The following is a 21,725-nucleotide window of genomic DNA, read 5'->3' on the forward strand; positions in this document are numbered from 1 at the left end:
GCTTTGTGATAGTCCGCTTCTATTCTACTCCACTAATTTCATAAATCAAAAGTACTATGACAAATGTACTTGAGTTGTTTTATCACTCAAAAAAGAAACGTAAATTCAAATTTCTTTAGTATAAAAATCATGCACAAATGAATATTTCAAAAGACTTATACAAAACATCTCTCACATTATTGACTGATTTCTACCAAATCACGATGGCTTACGGATATTGGAAACAGAATAAAGGAGAGCAAAAAGCGGTATTTCACGGTTATTTCAGAAAAGCACCTTTCAAAGGCGGTTATGCCATTTGTGCCGGTTTGGGGTACGTGATCGATTACATTAATCAATTTGAATTTACAGAAGAAGATATTGATTTTTTAGCAAAGCAGAAAGATAATAACGGAGATGTTTTATTTGAGAAAGGGTTTCTGGATTATTTATCAAATTTAAAGCTATCTGTTAATGTACATGCGGTAGAAGAAGGAAGGGCAATTTTCCCTAACGAACCTTTTATAAGAGTGGAAGGTAATTTGATTGAATGTCAATTATTAGAAACTGCAATTTTGAACATTGTCAACTTCCAGACTCTTATTGCTACAAAAGCCGCACGTCTGAGAATTGCTGCTCAGGATGATAGTTTATTAGAGTTTGGTTTGAGAAGGGCACAAGGAATTGATGGTGGTATTGCCGCTACAAGAGCCGCTTATATTGGCGGTTTTGACGCAACTTCCAATGTGCTAGCCGCACGACTTTTAGACATCCCTGTAAAAGGTACTCATGCTCATTCTTGGATCATGTCATATGATGATGAAATGAAAGCTTTTAAGGCATATGCCGAATCTATGCCCACCAATTGTATCTTTTTAGTGGATACCTATAACACTTTAGAAGGTGTCAAAAAAGCGATTGAAGTGGGGCTGGAATTGAGAGAGAAAGGGCATGAAATGATTGGAATACGTCTTGATTCTGGTGACCTTTCTTACCTCAGTATCGAAGCTAGAAAATTGCTGGATAAAGGTGGTTTCCCTAATGCAAATATTGTGGCAAGTAATGATTTGGATGAGTATCTAATCAATAACCTGAAAAAGGAACAAGACGCTAAAATCAATGTTTGGGGCGTAGGTACAAAATTGGTTACTGCTTACGATCAGCCCGCTTTAGGTGGTGTTTATAAATTGGGTGCAATTGAAAATGAAGAAGGCGCACTGGATTATAAAGTAAAGCTTTCGGAGCAGGTCAATAAAATTTCTACTCCAGGGGTATTGCAAGTAAGACGATTTATAGACGATAATGGGAAATACAGTGCGGATGGTATCTACAATGAAGAGCATCCTATGCAGGAAAACTGTACGTTGATAGATCCGAATAACGGAATCCGTTCGAAGAGAATTACTGAAAACGACAAAGGTGAAGATCTTTTAATTCAAATTTTCAAAAAAGGCGATTTGGTATATGAAAAGCCAAGCATTCACCTTTCAAAAGAAAAAACGCTGACTGAATTAAGCCGATTTGACAACAGTGTGAAACGTTTTTACAACCCGCATGAATACCCTGTGGGGCTTGAAAAAGGTTTATATGAATTAAAATTAGAAGTTATCAATAAATTAAGATAATTATCATCAGAGAAAATTCCGATTAACATTAGAAAACCCTAATTTTGGGTAGATAGTGATAGGATTTTTGTAAGATAATCGCATTGTGATATTAAAGTATTTCAGAAAGTGTTACAATCCAGCAAGTTTTCCCATAAAAGAAACAATTCTGTTGATGAATCAGGAATTGACAGCAATCACTATTTCTGTAAATAATTTTTTTAACTGTCAGCGTTAAGCAAATTACTATATGGCTTCAGAAGCAAAAAGAAATAAAAATATTAGAAAAAATATATATAAACCCAATGCTACCGTTCCATCCACTTCTGCCACTCCACATGAAGAGAGAACGGAAAGGCCTTCGAGAGTGAAAATGCCGAGCATGTCCATCAATAGCAACAAGCTTAGTGATCCTAGACTGAAAACAAGTATTGGGCTTTCATTGATGTTCCTTTCAGTATACACTTTTCTCGCTTTATTCTCTTTTATTTTTACGGGAAAAGCTGATCAAAGTGTAATTGAAAATGTGGGCGGAATCAGCAATCTGATTTCATCAGGTAAAGAAGTACAAAACTGGCTTGGCTTGTTGGGTGCCTCTTTGTCTCATTTATTGATCTATAATTTATTTGGTATTGGCACAGCTTTACTTATCCCAATGCTGTTTATTGGTGGGTATGAATTATTCACTTTAGGTAAAGGAAAACTAATCCGTTTCAGAAAGCTTTCTTACATCTGTATTTTCTATATGATGTGGACCAGTATTTTACTGGGGTATTTTGTGGTTGTCAATGATTCTCCGAATTTTCTTGGTTTTCTCTGTGGAAAAATCGGTTTCACTGTAGCTGATGGTCTTTATAGTTTAATTGGATGGGGAACCGTCATTCTTTTGATTTTATCTGTTCTGATTCACACCGTCTATATCACGAAGTTCAAAAAAGTGAATTCATTGATTGGTAGAGTGACAAAGAATAATGTAGAAAAACAATCAGAACCAACTGCTTCTACAACTTCTGATGAGATCGAAACTCAAGAAGAAGAAAGAGAAGTTGAACATAAAGAAGCGGAACTTACAAACGAGGCTGATATTTCTAATGATATTGAGGAAGAAAACGAGGCAGAAGAAATTGAAGAACGAGACACTGAATTAGAAAATGAGATTGTCAATACTATCTTAGAAAAAGATACGCCTTCTCCAACTGAAATTGTTCCTCACACCCCTTCCACTCCTGAAGTTGTTGAAGAGAAACAGAAAAACAATGCTCCTCAGCAGATTAAGGTAGATCCTATTTCTGTAGATGTAAATATTCAGGTAGAACATGTTCAAGTTGGTGAAGCTACTCCAGTACCGCCAACTCAAAACTATTCTGAAAATAGGACTCAGAAGTCAAAACAGGAACCTCTTCCACCGGTACCTCCAAAGAAAGAGATCCCTGCATCGACTACTAAAGAAGAGGAAACTCCTCCATCTTATGAGTTGGAAAAAGAAGATCAAAAATCAGATCCAATCGCTTTAGATCCTCCTGCTCCAGCTCCTAAAGTAGATAAATCTATTGATCCACATGAATTAAGTAACGTATCAAATACAGATGATGTGGATAAGGCTGATTTGAATATTCAATTTGAGGAAGAAGAGGAAGATGATTTCCTACAAGTAGAAGATATGGATGAGTATGACCCTAAACTTGATTTGAGTCATTACAGACATCCTAGCTTGGAGCTTTTGAACCCTCCTGTTGAGAATAAAGCGAAGGTGACTAAAGAAGAGCTTGAAGAAAATAAAGAACGCATTGTAAATACATTAAGACACTTTAAAATAGGAATATCATCCATCAGTGCCACAATTGGCCCTACAGTTACACTTTATGAAATTGTACCTGAAGTGGGTATTAAAATCTCAAAAATCCGTAATCTTGAAGATGATATTGCATTAAGTCTTGCCGCATTAGGTATCCGTATTATCGCTCCTATTCCTGGTCGTGGTACAATTGGTATTGAGGTACCGAACAGCAATAGAGAAATGGTTTCTATTTCTTCTGTATTGGCGACTGAAAAATTCGCGAAAGCAAAAATGGACCTTCCTATTGCTTTCGGTAGAACGATTTCCAATGAAGTATTTGTAACAGATTTAGCCAAAATGCCACACGTTTTGATGGCAGGTGCTACTGGTCAAGGTAAATCAGTGGGTATCAATGTTCTCTTGAGTAGCTTATTGTACAAAAAGCACCCGTCTGAATTGAAGTTTGTAATGATTGACCCTAAGAAAGTGGAGCTTTCATTATTCAATAAAATTGAAAGACACTTCTTGGCAAGTTTGCCTGATGCTGAAGAAGCCATTATTACAGATACGAAGAAAGCAATCCACATTCTGAATTCATTATGTACTGAAATGGATATGCGTTATTCTTTATTGAAATCTGCAGGTGTACGTAACATCAAAGAGTATAATGCGAAGTTCAACAGCAGAAGACTGAATCCTAAGAAAGGACATCGATTCCTTCCTTATATCGTCTTGGTAATTGATGAATTAGCTGACTTGATGATGACCGCCGGAAAGGAAATCGAAGGACCAATAGCACGTTTAGCACAGCTTGCAAGGGCAATTGGTATTCACTTGGTTGTCGCTACCCAACGTCCTTCAGTGGATGTAATTACAGGTATGATCAAAGCGAACTTCCCTGCCCGAATTTCATTTAGAGTAACCTCTAAAATTGACTCAAGAACAATTTTAGATGCTGGCGGTGCGGATCAATTGATTGGTATGGGTGACATGTTATTATCAACCGGAAATGATATTACGCGTTTGCAGTGTGCCTTTATTGATACTGATGAAGTAGAAAAACTTTGTGATTTCATTGCTGATCAAACAGGATTTGCTACTGCATACATGTTACCAGAATTTGAAGAAGAGCAATCTGCTAGCAAAGACGCAGGAGGAAGAAGTGTGGATGACAGAGATGATTTATTTGAAGAAGCTGCACGTCTGTTAGTTAGACATCAGCAAGGTAGTACTTCTTTAATCCAGAGAAAATTAAGTCTAGGTTATAACAGAGCTGGCCGAATTATTGATCAGTTGGAAGCGGCAGGTATAGTCGGGCCTTTTGAAGGCAGTAAAGCAAGACAAGTGAATGTAAAAACAGAAATGGATCTTGAAGTCCTTTTAAGAACTTTAGAATAAAGTTTGAAACATTTTACCCTTTGTTTTACGTTAAATAAGGCTATAACAAAAAAACTGAACAAATAGAATCAAAAATTTAGCATGGTAACTACAAAAAAATATATATCATTAATCCTATCAATCTTATTTATTTCTACACAATCTTTATTCGCTCAGCAAGATGAAAAAGCAAAAAAGATATTAGATGAAATGAGTAGTTTTTACCAAGGTTTGGACGCATTTAGTGCTGATGTTCATCAAGAAGCAATTAGTACAAGTGAAGGCAAATTAGGTGATATTGATATGAAAGCGATTATCAGCGGTAATAAATATCAACTTCAATTAGATGGTCAAACAATCTATAGCGATACAAAAGATGTATATAGATATGATCAGGAAATGGAAGAAGTTACGATTGAATCTGCTGAAGGTGATGAAGAAAGCTTAACAGGTTCGCCTTCTCAAATTTATACTTTATATAAAAAGAACTTTAAGTATTTACATGCAGGCAAAGAAAATGGTTTAGATATTATTGATCTTAGTCCTGATAAAAGTTTAGATATTAATTTCTTCCGTATCAGAATGTATATCAAATCTTCTACTAAAGAATTAGTAAAGTGGGAAATGTACGAGAAAGGAAACTTGATGAAGTATGTTTATGTGATCAACAACTTCAATAAAAACGTTTCAGTTTCAGACAGTGATTTCAAATTCAATACGGCTTCTCATCCTGATGTTGAAGTGGTAGATTTAAGATAATCATCAAAATATTAAGCATAAAAAAACGTATCAAGCACAACCTTGATACGTTTTTTTATATCCATTTCTAAGCCCTACTCTACTGGAGCAGTTGCTTTGAATAATACAGCTTCACTTGAAGTTGCAATAGAATACGATGCATCTACTAATAATAATGCTACCTCACCTCTTGTTAAAGTTAAAGTATCATCACCTTCAGTAATTGTTGCCTCACCTTCAGAAACAATAATGATCTGAGCAGTTTTAGCAGTATGCATATAAGTGTCACCTTCTTTCAAAGAAATTCTACTTAATTCGAAATCTGGTGCTGGACTTTTGTAGATTCTTTCTAAACCATCCGCTTGCAACTCACCGTCCATTACATCAGGGTGTGTTTCATCAAAAGTCACGTGCTTCAATAATTCAGGAACATCAACGTGCTTAGGCGTCAAACCACCTCTTAATACGTTATCAGAATTGGCCATCAACTCCATGTTTTGTCCTTCTAAGTAAGCGTGTGGAAGACCTGCGTCTTGGAATACTGCCTCTCCTACGTCAGCTTTCACAATATTGAAGAAGTAAACTGAGTAAATACCTTTGTCTAAATCTTCACCTTCAGCTTGTAAAGCAACTGATTTTGCAGTCCAGTAATCAGGAGATGACTTTTCAATTTTACCTTCATTGTATAATGGCATTACTCTATCCACAAGAGAACGTAATTTTTCATTCACTTGTGCAGGAGTGTACTCCATCACAGTTTTATATAATTCATAATACCCTCCGTTTTCAAATACTTCAACTAAATCTGAAAACTCAGGTACCGTATTTAATACTTCTTTAAGTTTATCTTTTGGTAAGAAACCATGCAATAAATAAAATTCTGATAACGCCACCATGATTTCAGGTTTGTGGTTATCATCTTTATAGTTTCTGTGTGATGCCGTTAAAGGAATACCTTCTTCATTTTCTCTCGCAAAACCTTTTTCTGCCTCTACTTTTGTAGGGTGCACCTGAATTGAAAGAACATCTTTTACGTCAAGTACTTTAAATAAGAATGGTAAACGACCAAATTTCTCACTGATATAACTACCAATTGTCCCTTTAGGATCTTCTTCAATCATTTTATTCAATAATTGAGAATCACCAATTTGAGCAGGTGCGTTATTGTGAGCACCCATCCAATATTCGGCATATGGCTTGTCTTCTTGCGGTATAGATACTAATTCGGGGATAAACGAGCTACCTCCCCATGCGTAGTTTTGAACGATCCCTTTTAATGGAAATAATTTTGACATTTGAAATATTTGGTCTTATAAGTAGATAATAATGTTTGTATAGAGTGATTGTTTTTCTTTCTTTGTCCCGTAACCGGATGAAATAATTAATCATTGTTATCTGCTGTTTTGTGAAAACGACACAACAAGGTTCTATTCTAAACAGAACAAATGCAGTCATCTCAAAATAATAGTAATAATAGATTCAGTTATTCTTGTACAGTTACTTTCTGAAGAAAGCTCACTTAATTATGCTCACAAAAATAGAAATAATTTTTTCACTTCTATACTAACAAAACCTTATAAGACAGAAAAATAAAGTTTATGGATAAATATCTAACCTTTAAGTTTAAAAAGTTTGACATAGGTCATCAAAACTCCGCCATGAAAATCGGTACTGATGGAATATTATTGGGTGCTTGGGCTAATTTAATCGGTTGCAGAAATGTTTTGGACCTTGGTACTGGCTCTGGTTTGGTGGCTTTGATGTGTGCACAAAGGTATAAAGATATCAATTTTGTGGGACTCGATATTGACAAAGAAGCAAGTCTTCAAGCTGAAAGAAACTTCAAAAATTCACCCTATGCAGATCAACTCAAAAGCATTCATTCTTCTATCCAAGCCTTTCAGAACGATGAGAATATTTCCTTTGATGCCATAGTCAGTAATCCACCTTTTTTTAAGGATAGTCTTAAGGCTGATAATGAACAAAGAAACACTGCAAGGCATACTGACAGCTTAAGCTTGACAGATCTTTTCCTTTTCTCTTCCCGCCTATTAAGTAAAAGTGGAAAGCTGATCATTATTTATCCTTTTGATCAATTAGAGCAACTCAACACGACTGCTTTGAGTCATAACTTCCACGTTGTCAAACAAGTTAATATCCGACATAATAAGTCAAAACTTCCTAAAAGAGTATTGTTAGAGTATCTCTACCAAGAAAAAACACGTAAACAAACTATAGACTTTAATATACGCAACGGCAAGGGAGATTACTCTGAGGAATATATTTCTCTTACAAAAGACTACCATCCATTTTTATGATTAAGAATAAAACCAACATCTTACTTGATTCTACTACAATTGACTCTTTATATGCATCCATACATCAAAACATTGGAGGTGAAAGAGTTGGCAACAGAATTATTGGCAATACTATTCTAGGCAATGTAAATCTAGAATCATTCAACCATATACAAGACTTTAATATCAGTATCAACCATATGACGTTGAACAAAACCGCTCACATCTACAATAATGCGGATAATAGTGAGGGTAATGTTTATATGCTTGTGGTAAAAGGCGACGGTACTGTTCTTGCAAATACGGGGGAACGTAAACTAAAGGAGGTAAAGAAAAATGAACTTATCGTTTACTCTAATATCAATAAAGTTATTCTTGAGTTCCCAATGAATCAGTCTTTATCATTAGTTGGTCTTCGATTAAATAGAGAACAGTTGATTTCACTTCTAAATCACTCTGAAGATGCCTATCAGGAAATGATTACTTATTTAAATGAAAACGTTCTTATTGATCAGATTACATCTGAGACATTGCATATCATTGAAGAAATCATCAAAATACAGAACAGTACTGTGATAGGGCGTTCATCTATTATAATTGGAAAAGGATTAGAACTTGCTGGTAGATTCTTAACTCAAGTATATCATAAAATTCATAATCAAAGATCAAATATCAACCACATTTCACAAGAGGAAATGGAACTTTATCATGAGATCAAAGATTATTTGCTGCAGGATTATGAAAACATCCCGACTATTTCATCAGTAGCAAAGGAGTTTGGAATTGGCGAGACAAAGTTGAAGGAAAGGTTTAAGTCTATATTTGGCAAACCAATTTTCAAGTTTATCACTACACATAGAATGCTGGATGCACACCGTTTAATAGAAATGACAGACACACCAATCTCAAGAGTTGCAAAAGAAATCGGGTACCCTCATTTATCAAAATTTTCCATGGTTTTCAAGAAACATTATGGGTATACACCTTCGGAATTGAGAAAAAATACGGTCATTAATGCTTATTAAAAGTATATGACCAAAGTGGTAAATAAAAAGTCTAAAGTGGTAAATCAAATGTTAACAGATGGCGTTTTTATAACTATCAACATCATTTAAACATTTATTTCTACTTTATAATATTTAAGCAAAATGAAATTTACTACAAAAAACATCTCTGCAAACGTATTCCGTTTCTTTCTAGTGGCTATCTCTGCGTTAACAATAGCAAGCTGTAGCAAAGAAAATGATGAAGTTGCTCCAGAACCAGTATCTTCTATTGAGATCACAAGCCTTGAAGACGGTGCTATCGTAGGTGCTGAAACTTCTTTCGAATTAGTAACTGCTGTTTCTTCTTTAAGCGGTACAGTTGCTGAGCCAAAAGTTGCCTTTACTAATGTAAAAACTGGTCAACAATTTGAATTTGAATTAATTGGTAAGATGCCAGAAATCGAAGGTGCTATCAACACTACAATGACTGCACAAGTAGATGGTCTTATCAAAGGTGAATACGAAGTAATTGCTTCTTTCCAAGAAACAAACGTTACAAACAATATTGTAATTTCTGAAGCAATCAACGTAACAGCATTAGAAAAAGAACCAAGAAACTAATCCTCTGAGTAAACCAACTCAGATGAATAGATCCATACTATAGAAAATCTTCGCTCAAAAAGTGGGGATTTTTCCCTTTTATTCTAGGGAGGCTTATTTTTCATTGAGCACTTGAGTTTAGTTACTCAGGTGCTTTTTTATTTTCTAAGATTTCACTTCTAAAGTAAAGAAAATAGGTGTCTTTTCAGCAAAATTTTGAGAAAACAGGACTATTAATGCTTATTAAAAGGAAATGACTAAAGTGATAAGTAAAAAGTCTGAAGTGATAAATCTAATACTCAACCGTGGCGTTATAATAACTATCTAAACCAATTGAGTATTAATTTTAACTTTAACATTTAAGTAAAATGAAATTTACTACACAAACGATCTATACAAACGTTTTCCGTTTCTTCCTTGTTGCTATTTCTGCATTAACGATTGCAAGCTGTAGCAAAGAAAACGACGAAGTAACGCCAGAACCAGTATCTGCTATTGAAATCACTAGCCTTGAAGACGGTGCTATCGTAGGAGCTGAAACTTCTTTCGAATTAGTAACTGCAGTTTCTTCTTTAAGCGGTACTATCGCTGAGCCAAAAGTATCTTTTACTAACGTAAAAACTGGTCAGCAATTTGAATTCGAATTAATTGGTAAAATGCCAGAAATCGAAGGTGCTGTTAACACTACGTTGACTGCTCAAGTAGACGGTCTTATCAAAGGTGAGTATGAAGTAATCGCTTCTTTCCAAGAAACACTTGTTACAAACAACATTGTGATTTCAGAAGCAATCAACGTAACAGCTTTACCAAAAGAGCCAAAGAACTAATCCGCTGAGCATTATCTCACAGATTATAGTTTTCTAGAATAAAAAATCCCCACTTTCCAAAGTGGGGATTTTTCTGTTATAAGAATAAAATCAAAAATAAATCATAGTTAATTCTAATCTATTTTTGACTTTGTACTTATAAGGATATTTATTGCTTTTCAATCAGATAAAATCCACAGGTTGTCACAAAGTTTCTAACCCAAGGAATATCACCTAATACTGGTATCTTTTTTCGTGGCTTCAAGCCAAATTTATATTCATAAATAGGGTTGATAAAATATAAAGTCTTCTCTATGATTTTATAATTTGAAGCTTTGCTTATTCTCTCAAATCGTTCCAAAGAAATACCCGTTTCCTTGATTTCCATTAATTCCGTAACATGCCCTTCTGCCACGTTTCCATTCTTAAGAATAAACTTATAAAGTGGTGCAGGTAATAAATGAAAATAAGGGAGTTTAGATAAAACTTTACTGGCACATATTTGCTGATGTCCCCCAAAAGGCATTTGCCAAGGTGGGAAACCGAAAAATATTTTCCCTTTTGGCTTCAGGAAGCTTCTAAAGTAATGAATGATTTTCTCTTGATCGGGAATATGTTCAATTACATCTTTCAATACAATCAGATCAAATTTATCATCCAAATCCTTCTCTACATCGATATCATATATATTTCTGCCGATGATCTGTGCTTTCCCTTGATCAATATATTCTTTTAGGAATTGATTGGCGAGTTCTACCCTTTCCATATTCAACTCAATACCCATACCGGTACAACCACGGTCAAGAAAAGCTTTTAATACTCCTCCTTCACCACAGCCAACTTCTAGCACTCGCGTATTTTTTGTTATAGGATAGGATTGCTCAATAAAAGGAATAACGTATTTATTGGCATTCTCAGTCTGATATGAAAAATATACCTCTTTATCTTGATGAAACTCAAAAGCCATCGTTTGAAGTTTTTAGTCTTTTAATTTATTAATCAGCGGTGATACAATGTTAGGTTAGTACTGCTGACGTACCCATTCTATATGTTCACCAAAGTAAAAAATAATAATATTCATTATTATACCCCAAAATACGGCACTTAAAAACATATATGATATTATTCTCTGCTTTTTTTCACCAAAAGACAAAGCTATTAACATGCCAATAGGTGGACCGAATAAAATAGGTGTCAGAAAAGCTACTCCTTTCATACCGTAACCTTGCCACACTCTCACAATCATTCTGTTTCTTTTGGTAAATAGTCTTCTAACCTTACCACGGTTCATCCACGTTAATATTTTGACTCTCGCCTTCGTCCCCATATATGTCAATGTTACTACCGTCAACATCATACCCAAGACTGTAAAAACTGTTGTCTCTACGATTGTAAGTCCTGTCGTAAATCCCATAATAGGACCAAATAAGAATTTAACGGCACTAATAAAAAGTAGTGAAATATATTTTGCGAGTTGATCTAACATTATAAATATTATCGTTATCCTTTCAGAATATGTTTGAAATCTAAAGTTTAGCTTACAAACATGCTCTTATGATATGAACACAAAAGAGAGAAAGATAAATCAATTTTCATCTAAAAAATTGATTTAATTCCATTAATTATTAAAAAAGAACTGATTATCAGTAATAAAATTCTTTATTAACATCAAATGTTTTAAAATAGTTTCAAGATCTCCTAAATTTATGTCACTTTATAAACTACAACAACGAAGCATAAAATGATCTTTTTAAGAACCTTTTTATTATTCTTGCTCATTCTACCCTTATCAATGTCTTCTCCTAATGCCAAAACATTCAATAATGAAGGCAACTTGCTACAAGTAGAAAATGAGTTTCTGATATCTAAATTATACGATAATGCTCGCCTAAAGGATGAAGGATTATCTTACGATGCCTTTAAAAAAGGGATGATTGCCTATTTGAACCTAATCAATGATAAGAAAATTAAAAATACTAGAGTATTAAGTATTCTGGATTTTAATCAGCCTTCCACCTCAAAACGTTTTTATATTATTGATGTGACAACTGGCAAATTGCTACTCAAAACTTATGTTTCACATGGCAGAAATTCGGGCTTACTATATGCTGAGCGTTTCAGTAATATTGTCAACTCCAAGCAAAGCTCATTAGGGATTTACAAAACTTCTGAAACCTATCATGGAAAATATGGCCTTTCTTTAAAACTAGATGGTTTAGAAAAAAATATAAATGATAATGCTAGAAAAAGAGCGGTAGTACTTCACCCTGCAAAATACGTTTCTGAACACTTCATTGATCAAAATGGTTATATCGGAAGGAGCTTCGGTTGTCCGGCTGTTCCTTATAAGGATCATAAAGATGTCATACAGTATATAAAAGGGGAAAGTGCTTTCTACATTCATACAGCAATTGAAAGACGACTGGACGAGGCTTTATTTACCATGCCTGATAATGCATTAGAATTGCTAGCCAAGTATACTAATATTCCTCCTCAAACGATAAAAGTTAGAGGTTAAAGATTCATCAAGAATGAAGGGATACAATTAATATCGTCTTTATCCTGGATAAAAAAAGAGCATGCTTTTGAAACATGCTCTTTTTTTTATTTCAACTCTGACCCTGCTGGGAAGGTTGATGTTTTATATCCTAATGCGACGGCCTTTGATTTATCGTCTAATGCCTTTTTCGCTTTCCCTAACTTTGTGAAAGTTAGCGAACGGTAATAATATAATTTCTTATCTTTTGGATTATTTTTCAATGCCGAATTAAGGTATTTCAATGCTTTCTTATAATCTTTCTTATTGAAAGCAATAATGCCTCTAACACCGTTTACTTCTTCCGGGCTAGCGTCTAACTTTAATACCCCATCAATATGTTGCTCAGCTAAATCATTGTCACCTAATAATGCGTAATTGTAACCAAGTAAAATTCTTGCAGAAGAATAATCAGGGTATTTTTGAATCGCATTTTGTAGAATTTCATTACTCTTTGTTAGATCTCCTAATTCCATCAATGCCACCCCTTCACCATAAAGATCTACATATTTTGATTTACCTAAATTATGTAACAGTGAGAAATCTTCTAATGCATACTCATAGTTTTTCAACTTGATAGAAGTCCATGCTCTTTGATGGATAACGTAAGAAAACTGAGGTGTAATTTCTAAAGCTTTTGAATAGTTGACTTGAGCCTCTTCCAAATTTCCTTTTAATGAATAAACATCACCAAGGTAAGAATACACTTTAGAGTTATTTTTCATTAGGCTGACCGCAACATCTAAATCCGTCAGGGCTGAATCTAGTTCTTCTGATAATTTATAAGCAAAACCACGTTGCATATAAGCATACCCATAATTGTTAGAATTTTCAATCGCTTCAGTGAAGAAGTCTTTTGCCAATACATATTCTTTTTTCCCTAAATAAGCGTTCCCCATTAATACATAAGTATAGGCTTTTGTTGGGTCTACTTCAATTGCTTTATTTAAAGAAATCATACTTTCGTCTAACCTTCCTAATGCTAACTCTGTTTTTCCTTTCTCCACTAAAGCGTTGTAGTAAGTAGGAAAATACTTTAATGCGCTATCATAATCATTTAAAGCCTCTAAGTACTTTCTTGATTTTGTTAAAAGCACACCTCTTTTATAATAAGCGAAACCATAAGTAGGTGCCCATTTTATGGCTTGGTTATAATCATTAAGTGCTTCCGTATTTTTTTGCAGTCTTGCATACAGCTCTCCCCTTCTACAATAAGCGTAAGCATAATTAGGATTATATAAAAGTGCTTGATTGTAGGCTTCCAATGCTTCAGAGAATTGAATAGAGTTAGATAAACAATCCCCTTTTAAACTCAAAAGTTTTATATTGTTTTTATCAATTTTCAAACCCTGCTCTACCGTTTCTAAAGCGTCCTCAAATTGATTCTGCATAGTGTTAATCTCCGCTTTAAAAATATAAGCGTCGATTATTCTTGTATCTAAAGCAATGGTTTTATTGAAATCAGAAAGGGCTTCTTCATATCTTTTCATCTTCATGTAAGTATGACCTCTTCTTTGGTAATACATCGCTGATGATGGAGATAACTCAACTACTTTTGTATAATCTTTAATGGCTTTTTCATATTGGAAGATATTTCCATAAGTCTCTGCTCTGAATACATAAGCCGTCACAAATGACGAATCTTGTTCAATAGCTGTTGTAAATTCCTTTTCCGCTTTTTGATACTCCCCTTTATTCAGATAGATATAACCCATCAATGAATAACCAACAGGTTTAACGGCATCAATGGTCAATCCCATTTTCACATCCTGCTCCGCACTATCCAATTCTCCTTTATGAATGTATAATTTTGCTCTTTCATAATAAGCATTATCATTCAATAAGTTCAATTGTATTTCTTGAGTATAGGCATCTATTGCTTCGTCAATCTGCCCGTTTAAAACGTTTTTATATCCCTCTTCCATGTAACTTTGGGCTATTACAGGAATAGCGGTACTAATTAGCGCCAAGAAAGGGAAAATATATTTTAATGATTTGGTTGACATAAATAATGCTTAGTTAGAATTTACAATATCTATTAGATCACAGGTAGCATATTGTATTAAACACATAAAAATAAGATTTCGATATAATAGTTTAGAGTTATTAATAAAGTATTAACTTTTTTTAGAGAATAAGAAAATAAACATTGTTATCATTGTTGTTGAAATAAAATGATGTAAGCAGTATCCTAAAAAGTAGACCTTTTGATATATCCATCATTAAATGTTTCACTTTTTTTCCAAGTATCAAAATTATCATATCTACAATTTAAAAAAGAAGCGTATTTATGTAAGTTTTGGTCATTATTGTCTCACTTTCAACTTTCTAACCACTAATTATCCACCTCTTTCAGCATCAAACATACTTTACCATATTTGATGCTCGAACTAAAACGATTGCAATATGGAAGATCTTAAAAATAGAGAAGATATTATATTACTGGTCAACACTTTTTATACAAAAGTTAGAGCACATCAGGAGCTAGGTCCATTTTTCAACGAGCACATAAAAATCGACTGGGATACTCACCTGCCTACTATGTATGATTTTTGGGAAACGAACTTATTTTTTGTTTCAAAATACAAAGGAAACCCTGTCAAAACACACCAAGAAGTGGATCAACAATCCACAATAGAGCAAAAACATTTCGGATTTTGGCTACAGCTTTGGTTCAATACTATTGATGAACTTTTCAAAGGAGAAAAGGCTGAATTACTCAAATCCAGGGCTAGAAATATGTCGCACATGTTGTTTATGAGAATTTTCAATGCACGACAAAATTAGTAACATTCATTCGTGCTTTTTTCATTTCTGATGCAGTATATTTGAACTGAAATAAACTCTATGAAGAAGAAGAAGATTTTATATGCCGTGAGCTTTCTGTTTGTAGCCACGGTGGGGTTGGTTGTTTTACTACTTTTTTGGAATTCCTATGTCAGCCAAAAAAGTGCACCTTATATATTGAATAAGGAAAATCCTTCCATAACATGTAAAACCGGCTTAATGTTAGGGACCAGTAAATATTTGAGAAGCGGTGCCCCAAATCCTTTTTTTACCAACAGAGTCAATGCCGCTTCAGAGTTGATCAGAGGACATGATGTCGAGTTTATCATTGTAAGCGGAGACAACCGCACTACCCAATATAATGAACCTAAAGTCATGCGAATGGCTTTGGAGAAGAAAGGAGTCAGCAAGAAAAAAATTGTGATGGACTATGCTGGCTTGAGAACTCTGGATTCGGTAATCAGAGCAAATAAGGTTTTCAAGCAAGACAAATACATTGTCATCTCACAGTTATTCCATATTGAAAGAGCCATCTTTATTGCCCGTCATAATGGTATAGAAGCCTATGGCTACCCTGCAGATGATTTGCCACTTAATAGAGGTTACCGTGTTCATCTAAGAGAGATTTTTGCCAGAGCAAAGATGTTTTTAGACCTTTATGTTTTTGATACGCAACCTCGCTTTTTAGGTAAAGAAGAGGTTATTGAGTAAAAATAAAATTAAGAAGCCCTGAATTAAAGTTTGTCACCACAAACAGATAAAGTAGTTAACATTGTCATTCAGCTTCATAAAAAATAGTATACTAGAATAAAAAAGCATCAATTTCTACATAATGAAATTGATGCTTTCTAATTTAATAATATAACGGACTATGAACCAAATGCCATAGATTTTAATTCGAAGTTGAATCCTTGAGAGATAAGCTCATCATATTTACCTTCTTCGAAGACATAATAATAAGCTCCTTTTTTAGACACACCTTTTTGCTTTTCATCCAATTTCTTCAATAAGCCTGTAGCCAGAATTTTCTTTCTGAAGTTACGCTTATCAAATTGTTTCTGGTGAATTGCCTCATAAAGTGACTGCAACTCAGGTAATGTAAATTTCTCAGGTAATAATTCAAACCCGATAGGTTGGTATCTTGATTTTCTTCTTAACTTACCCCAAGACATTTGAATCATTGTTTCATGGTCAAACATCAATTTTGGCAATGCTGTAATCGGGAACCACTGTGCTTGGTTCTTTTCTAAAGTTTCCTCGTCTTGCGACTCAACCTTAATTAAAGAATAATATACTAATGAAATAACTCGTGCTTCTGGATCTCGGTCTACCTCACCAAAAGTACTAAGTTGCTCCATGAAAATTCTATCTAAACCTGTTTGTTTTTTTAGTACACGTTCTGCTGCGTAATGTAAAGATTCTCCGTAGTGCAAGAAACCGGTTGCTAAACCCCATGCTCCTTTGTAAGGATCTACTTTACGGCGCGTCAATAAGACTTTTAATTCGCCTTTTTCGTATCCAAAAATTACACAATCTATGGCCAGTAAAGGTTTATATGCGCTCTGATAATATTCGTTCATATTCTAAATCTTATTTTAAAGATTGGAATTTTACTATAATTTTTCTTTTCCTTCCCATAAAGATAACTAATAAATTAAGAATACATTATCTTTTTAATCCAAATCTGAAATTGAATTACAAATATAAAGTTTTCAATCGAAAAAGATAACAAAACGGGACAAACTCATACATAATAAGCAATAACCGGTGAATATCTATTTATTTTTATTTACATTTATATTTTAATAACATTTTCACTCCTAAAGATTATACTACGGACTTCAAAATAGCTACTATGAAATATATAACATCTAAATTTTTCATAAAGTGTTTGACTCTACTATTATTGCTTTTTTCAACACAACTCTCTTATGCTGATGGTGTCAATAAAAAAATTGACAACTTGCTTCAAGTTAGTCAGAAATATGCTGATGATGGAGAATACAAGAAAGCCTTAATATGGAACACTAAAGCACTTAGAAAAGCAAAGGGAAGGGATTCAGCTTTGATAGAAGTTTTAGCACAGAGAGCAAATTTCCAACTATCGCTTTCTGAGTTCGGAGAGTTTGAGGAAACGGTATCCTCTTTTATTACTCTTGCCAAAGATAGAAAAAGTGCCAAATTCGGTCAGGCTTATGCCCTGCTTATGGCAAGTCAGCTTTATATCGAATATACTGATATTGTAAGTGCTGCCAATCTTTATGCTGAAGCAAAAGCTATCCTAGACAGCAACCCTGACACGAAGGAGTTTGTGGATAAATCGCTTGATTTCCAGAAACTTGAAAAAGAAGTCGTCTCTCGTCTTTATCTGGAAAGAGGGCAATATGACTCTGCAATGACTGTAATTCCTACTTTTCAAGAGTTGAGCCTTGATTTTGCCAACAGTTCTACAAAAGAGGTTTACGAGATCAGGGGCAACAGATTCATCACTAAAAAATACAATAACCGTGAGCAAATCCGCCTGAAAAGAGATCACGCTTTCAGTTTGACTATGGAAGGAACATTGTATCGTTTGAACGGTGATTATGAGAGAGCTGATAGTTTACTGCAAGTGAGTGAGGCATGGATTAAGAAAAACCTTAGAGTTGACGATGTGAGCTATATCGTGAATTATCATGAGAGAACTTTAAATTATATTGAGAGTAAAATCGATCCACTTGTTCCTCGAAAAATGCTCGAAAAGAACATTTATAGAGCTGAAAGGGTGTTGGGAATTAGTCATCAGGTGTTCTTCAAAATCCAAGAGGATCTCGTTGATTATTATGCTTGGCAACGATTCAGCAACAAGGGTGATAAAACACAGTGGGAATATTCAACGAATACTTCTCTTTACTTCGGAAGAAAAAGCATTAACCACTCAAAATCAGAGCGTTTAGTCGCCAAAGATGATTACTTGAAAGGTAATTTCAATAAATCTTTACGCCTTACGGGTGATTTAATGGATGATGCTAATGATAAAATAATCCCTAAAAATCATAAAGAATATATACTCCTGCAGGAACTTCGTTATAAGCTGGGTTTAGCACTTGAAAATCAAGACCTTGCTCAGAAATCGTTGTATTCCTATATTACTGCTATCGGAAATACATTGGGGAAAGACGCTTTACAATATCATATTGCAAAAGTGGAAGAAGCTACCTACTTAACAATGTATTCAAATGAATTTGAAAAGGCAGACAGCTTATTCAATGTACATTTACCAGTGATTGAAAAACGTTTAAATCCTCATCATTACAAGCGTCTTGAGGCTGAAAAGGAAAGAGCAAATTACTACTCTCTAATGGGAGATACTGAGAAAGCTGCGACTTTGAGTGCAAGTATAAAAGAGGCTTATGGAGAGTATTATGGTACAGAGCACTTAGAGTATGCTGCTGGCTTGCAAGGTAGTGCTGCTTATGCTATTGACCTTGGAAACTATACAGAGGCTGACGAACAGATCACAGAGTTACTTCAAATTTATGAAAACAACTCGTATAGAAGAGGAACACAAAATTCTACTCACGCTAGAGCTTTAGAAACGGCTGCTCGTTTTCAAGTCATCACAGGACAGTTTAATGAAGCAACAAACAACCTTACTAAAGCTAATAGGTTATCCAAAAAATCACCTGGCACAGTAGCCTCTTCTTCTTATGCAGACGTACACGCTATTGTTTATCTGCAAAAAGAATATTTCTCTCAAGCAGAAGATATTATTCAGAAATCAATTGAACATAGAACTAAGATATTTGGTGAAGACAGTAGATTACTAATCGTCCCTTACACACAGCAAGCACGATTAGCATACCTGAAAGGGGAATATATTGATGCTGATTCTATTGCTCAGAAAGCTTATACTATTAGTATCAATACTTTTGGAGAAGAAGCTAAGCAGTCGATTGAGACATTAGAAGTGCAGGCTGAGATTGCTGTGGCAATGGGTAACTATGAAAGGGCACAGGGATTAGTTCAGAAAGCACTAGCAATTGCCAAGAAGTTGTATGGGGAGCGACACATTGAGGTGGCGAAAGGTTATACACAATTGGCACTGATTGATTTATATATGGGGTATGACCCGAATGATGTAATGTATCTCTTTAAAGATGCAGTAGACATTGTGGCGGTACAGCTTGGAAAAGACAACCCTGTTTTTGCTTTGGCTTTGAAAAACTATGCTTTGGCAAAAATGGAAATTGGCAAGTACAACGAAGCAGAAGATTTACTAAATGAAGCCAATAAGATTTGGGTGGAGAAGTTGAAAAATGAAAACAACACCAACTCTGCTGAAATCAAATTACTTTTGGGTGATCTTGAAATGAGAAGAAACAGTTACCTGAAAGCACAAGAAAACTATACAAAGGCTCAGAAGACCTACAATAAGTTATTCCATAAAGGGCACCCGATGTACATCAAGAGTACAATGAAAAGAGCTCAAGCTTATTATAGTGAAGGTAAATACAGCAAATCTGTAAAGTATGCTAAGATTACTTTGAAAGAGCATACTGAATTTATTGAGAAGTATTTCCCTGTGTTGAGTGCAAAAGAGAAATCAAAATATTGGCAGTCTATCAAACTTGATTATGACTTCTATTACAATTTAGCTTTTGCTGCTGGAAAGAATAAATTAAAATCAGATATGTATAATTACGCATTAGAGACTAAGCCATTGCTTTTAAGTTCTTCAGTAAAAGTGCGTAACCAAATTATGCAAAGTAAAGATTCTGTATTGATCCGTGAGTTTAATGAGTGGATTGAAAAGAAAGAAACACTGACAAAAGCATTCGCATTGACCAACGAACAGCAATTAGCAGAGGGCATCAATGTGAAGGCTTTAGAAAAAGATATCAATATACTAGAAAAAGAGCTTTCGAAGAAATCAAGTGTATTCTCTGAGCAAAGTTCGAAGAAGGAAAGCTGGAAGGCTATTCAGAAAAAATTAAAGGAAAATGAAGTTGCAATTGAGATCATTCGTTTCAGTCAGTTCTCTAATGTATACACAGACACGGTGAACTATGCTGCGCTGATCATCACTCCGAAAACGAAGAGTGCTCCAATTGTAAAATTGATTCCAAACGGTAATCTTCTTGAAACAGAAAACTTAGGTTTCTACAAAAACAACTTGATCTTCGGCTTCCCTGATGATGAATCATACGCCGCTTTCTGGAAACCTATTTATGATATTATCGGAAATGATAAAACGGTTTACTTCTCTGCTGATGGTGTTTATAATCAGATCAATTTAGAGTCTATTCCAGTTGATGTTGACAAAGGAGATTACATTATAGATCATAGTCATATTGTATTGACTTCAACTACTTTGGATGTATTGAATGAGAGTGTTGATAGAAGTAGCAACTTGAACGTTTCATTATTTGGAAACCCTGTTTTCTACAAGGATTTAAAGCCAGAAGAATACAATCAGTACACACCTAGAGCCATCACACAGTTGCCAGGTACATACAAAGAGATTCAAGAATTGGATAAATTATTATCTGCTGAAGATCATACAACTGATGCTGTTTACCTTAATAAAGCAGCAACAGAAACAGCAGTAAAAGAGCTTGATTCACCAAGAGTTTTCCATATTGCCACTCACGGTTTCTTCTTAGATGATATCAGTACAGAATCACAATCGCTATTTAAAAAGCAAGAAGGCGTCAACCCTCTTCTAAGATCAGGCCTATTGCTTACAAATGCAGGTGACTTAATGGAATCTGATAATGTATATGCTTTCAATAAAGAAGAAGGTGTATTAACGGCCTATGAGGCCATGAACTTAAACTTCGACAATACCGAATTAGTAGTGTTATCTGCTTGTGAAACAGGTAAAGGTGACAACAAAGTAGGTGAAGGTGTTTATGGTTTACAGAGAGCTTTCTTAGTAGCTGGTGCCGATAATATCATCATGAGTTTATTTGAAGTATCAGACGTTGCGACACAGAAATTGATGACCTCTTTCTATCACTTATGGTTAAAAGAAGGGCATGATAAAAGAATCGCCTTCTCAATGGCCAAAAAACAGCTGAGAGAAGAATTCCCAGAACCGAAGTACTGGGGAGCATTTATTATGATTGGTAAGATCTAAGATGAATAAGAAATATTTTTTTGAAGGACACTTTTTATAAGGTGTCCTTTTTTTATGGCATAAGAGTTAAGTACATTGTAAAAACACATCAACGGTAAAATTTCTGTCTAAGTGTAT

The 21,725-nt window shown here is 34.6% G+C and carries 16 protein-coding genes; 11 read left to right on the forward strand and 5 right to left on the reverse strand.

The window, feature by feature from the left end; translation table 11 throughout:
- Positions 1-137 precede the first annotated feature (137 nt).
- The 3 genes from HHU12_RS01770 (at position 138) to HHU12_RS01780 (ending at position 5,496) form a co-directional block, all read left to right on the forward strand.
- Positions 138-1,604 carry a nicotinate phosphoribosyltransferase gene (locus HHU12_RS01770; protein ID WP_205959745.1) on the forward strand — a complete coding sequence of 489 codons (1,467 nt, stop codon included), beginning with the start codon at positions 138-140 and terminating at the stop codon, positions 1,602-1,604.
- Between the two features lie 229 nt (positions 1,605-1,833).
- Positions 1,834-4,758 (forward strand): DNA translocase FtsK, encoded by a 2,925-nt coding sequence (locus HHU12_RS01775; protein ID WP_169654427.1) that lies wholly within the window; start codon positions 1,834-1,836, stop codon positions 4,756-4,758.
- 81 nt (positions 4,759-4,839) lie between these two features.
- Positions 4,840-5,496 (forward strand): LolA family protein, encoded by a 657-nt coding sequence (locus HHU12_RS01780; protein WP_169654428.1) that lies wholly within the window; start codon positions 4,840-4,842, stop codon positions 5,494-5,496.
- A 74-nt stretch (positions 5,497-5,570) separates the two neighbouring features.
- Here the strand turns inward: HHU12_RS01780 and manA are convergent, their stop codons facing one another.
- Positions 5,571-6,770, reverse strand: a complete 1,200-nt coding sequence (gene manA, locus HHU12_RS01785; protein WP_169654429.1) for a mannose-6-phosphate isomerase, class I — start codon at positions 6,768-6,770, stop codon at positions 5,571-5,573.
- A 303-nt stretch (positions 6,771-7,073) separates the two neighbouring features.
- Here manA and HHU12_RS01790 point away from each other — a divergent pair, with 303 nt between their 5' ends.
- The 4 genes from HHU12_RS01790 (at position 7,074) to HHU12_RS01805 (ending at position 10,185) form a co-directional block, all read left to right on the forward strand.
- On the forward strand, positions 7,074-7,793 hold the full coding sequence (locus tag HHU12_RS01790) for a tRNA1(Val) (adenine(37)-N6)-methyltransferase (protein ID WP_169654430.1): 720 nt from the start codon (positions 7,074-7,076) through the stop codon (positions 7,791-7,793).
- Positions 7,790-8,797 (forward strand): AraC family transcriptional regulator, encoded by a 1,008-nt coding sequence (locus tag HHU12_RS01795; RefSeq protein WP_169654431.1) that lies wholly within the window; start codon positions 7,790-7,792, stop codon positions 8,795-8,797. Before HHU12_RS01790 ends, HHU12_RS01795 begins: the two co-directional genes overlap by 4 nt.
- A gap of 123 nt (positions 8,798-8,920) precedes the next feature.
- Positions 8,921-9,379 carry a hypothetical protein gene (locus tag HHU12_RS01800; RefSeq protein ID WP_169654432.1) on the forward strand — a complete coding sequence of 153 codons (459 nt, stop codon included), beginning with the start codon at positions 8,921-8,923 and terminating at the stop codon, positions 9,377-9,379.
- 347 nt (positions 9,380-9,726) lie between these two features.
- A complete protein-coding gene (locus HHU12_RS01805) occupies positions 9,727-10,185 on the forward strand; it encodes a hypothetical protein (RefSeq protein WP_169654433.1) in 459 nt (152 codons plus the stop codon).
- A 148-nt stretch (positions 10,186-10,333) separates the two neighbouring features.
- Here the strand turns inward: HHU12_RS01805 and HHU12_RS01810 are convergent, their stop codons facing one another.
- The gene (locus HHU12_RS01810) at positions 10,334-11,131 is read right to left on the reverse strand and encodes a class I SAM-dependent methyltransferase (RefSeq protein ID WP_169654434.1); all 798 of its coding nucleotides are present in this window, start codon (positions 11,129-11,131) and stop codon (positions 10,334-10,336) included.
- A gap of 54 nt (positions 11,132-11,185) precedes the next feature.
- The gene (locus HHU12_RS01815; protein ID WP_169654435.1) at positions 11,186-11,650 is read right to left on the reverse strand and encodes a hypothetical protein; all 465 of its coding nucleotides are present in this window, start codon (positions 11,648-11,650) and stop codon (positions 11,186-11,188) included.
- A 255-nt stretch (positions 11,651-11,905) separates the two neighbouring features.
- On the opposite strand from HHU12_RS01815, the gene HHU12_RS01820 reads away from it, so the two are divergent.
- Positions 11,906-12,682, forward strand: a complete 777-nt coding sequence (locus HHU12_RS01820; protein ID WP_169654436.1) for a murein L,D-transpeptidase catalytic domain family protein — start codon at positions 11,906-11,908, stop codon at positions 12,680-12,682.
- 86 nt (positions 12,683-12,768) lie between these two features.
- On the opposite strand, the gene HHU12_RS01825 is transcribed toward HHU12_RS01820, so the two are convergent.
- Positions 12,769-14,706, reverse strand: coding sequence for a tetratricopeptide repeat protein (locus HHU12_RS01825; RefSeq protein WP_169654437.1), 1,938 nt, complete (start codon positions 14,704-14,706; stop codon positions 12,769-12,771).
- 400 nt (positions 14,707-15,106) lie between these two features.
- On the opposite strand from HHU12_RS01825, the gene HHU12_RS01830 reads away from it, so the two are divergent.
- Both HHU12_RS01830 and HHU12_RS01835 read left to right on the forward strand, forming a co-directional pair.
- A complete protein-coding gene (locus HHU12_RS01830; protein ID WP_169654438.1) occupies positions 15,107-15,487 on the forward strand; it encodes a group III truncated hemoglobin in 381 nt (126 codons plus the stop codon).
- A gap of 60 nt (positions 15,488-15,547) precedes the next feature.
- Positions 15,548-16,198: a SanA/YdcF family protein gene (locus tag HHU12_RS01835; protein ID WP_169654439.1), complete on the forward strand. Its 651-nt coding sequence runs from the start codon at positions 15,548-15,550 to the stop codon at positions 16,196-16,198.
- A gap of 158 nt (positions 16,199-16,356) precedes the next feature.
- Here the strand turns inward: HHU12_RS01835 and HHU12_RS01840 are convergent, their stop codons facing one another.
- Positions 16,357-17,067, reverse strand: a complete 711-nt coding sequence (locus HHU12_RS01840) for an NUDIX hydrolase (protein ID WP_169654440.1) — start codon at positions 17,065-17,067, stop codon at positions 16,357-16,359.
- Positions 17,068-17,378: 311 nt separating this feature from the next.
- Between HHU12_RS01840 and HHU12_RS01845 the strand changes: the two genes are divergently transcribed.
- Positions 17,379-21,608, forward strand: a complete 4,230-nt coding sequence (locus HHU12_RS01845; RefSeq protein ID WP_205959746.1) for a CHAT domain-containing protein — start codon at positions 17,379-17,381, stop codon at positions 21,606-21,608.
- Positions 21,609-21,725: the final 117 nt, after the last annotated feature.

Origin of the sequence: Flammeovirga aprica JL-4, assembly GCF_012844305.1 — a bacterium.
Lineage (GTDB): Bacteria > Bacteroidota > Bacteroidia > Cytophagales > Flammeovirgaceae > Flammeovirga > Flammeovirga aprica.

Coding starts and splice junctions, on each gene's coding strand:
- HHU12_RS01770 (WP_205959745.1), top strand. CDS start 138: ATGAATATTTCAAAAGACTTATACAAAACATCTCTCACATTATTGACT.
- HHU12_RS01775 (WP_169654427.1), top strand. CDS start 1,834: ATGGCTTCAGAAGCAAAAAGAAATAAAAATATTAGAAAAAATATATAT.
- HHU12_RS01780 (WP_169654428.1), top strand. CDS start 4,840: ATGGTAACTACAAAAAAATATATATCATTAATCCTATCAATCTTATTT.
- manA (WP_169654429.1), bottom strand. CDS start 6,770: ATGTCAAAATTATTTCCATTAAAAGGGATCGTTCAAAACTACGCATGG.
- HHU12_RS01790 (WP_169654430.1), top strand. CDS start 7,074: ATGGATAAATATCTAACCTTTAAGTTTAAAAAGTTTGACATAGGTCAT.
- HHU12_RS01795 (WP_169654431.1), top strand. CDS start 7,790: ATGATTAAGAATAAAACCAACATCTTACTTGATTCTACTACAATTGAC.
- HHU12_RS01800 (WP_169654432.1), top strand. CDS start 8,921: ATGAAATTTACTACAAAAAACATCTCTGCAAACGTATTCCGTTTCTTT.
- HHU12_RS01805 (WP_169654433.1), top strand. CDS start 9,727: ATGAAATTTACTACACAAACGATCTATACAAACGTTTTCCGTTTCTTC.
- HHU12_RS01810 (WP_169654434.1), bottom strand. CDS start 11,131: ATGGCTTTTGAGTTTCATCAAGATAAAGAGGTATATTTTTCATATCAG.
- HHU12_RS01815 (WP_169654435.1), bottom strand. CDS start 11,650: ATGTTAGATCAACTCGCAAAATATATTTCACTACTTTTTATTAGTGCC.
- HHU12_RS01820 (WP_169654436.1), top strand. CDS start 11,906: ATGATCTTTTTAAGAACCTTTTTATTATTCTTGCTCATTCTACCCTTA.
- HHU12_RS01825 (WP_169654437.1), bottom strand. CDS start 14,706: ATGTCAACCAAATCATTAAAATATATTTTCCCTTTCTTGGCGCTAATT.
- HHU12_RS01830 (WP_169654438.1), top strand. CDS start 15,107: ATGGAAGATCTTAAAAATAGAGAAGATATTATATTACTGGTCAACACT.
- HHU12_RS01835 (WP_169654439.1), top strand. CDS start 15,548: ATGAAGAAGAAGAAGATTTTATATGCCGTGAGCTTTCTGTTTGTAGCC.
- HHU12_RS01840 (WP_169654440.1), bottom strand. CDS start 17,067: ATGAACGAATATTATCAGAGCGCATATAAACCTTTACTGGCCATAGAT.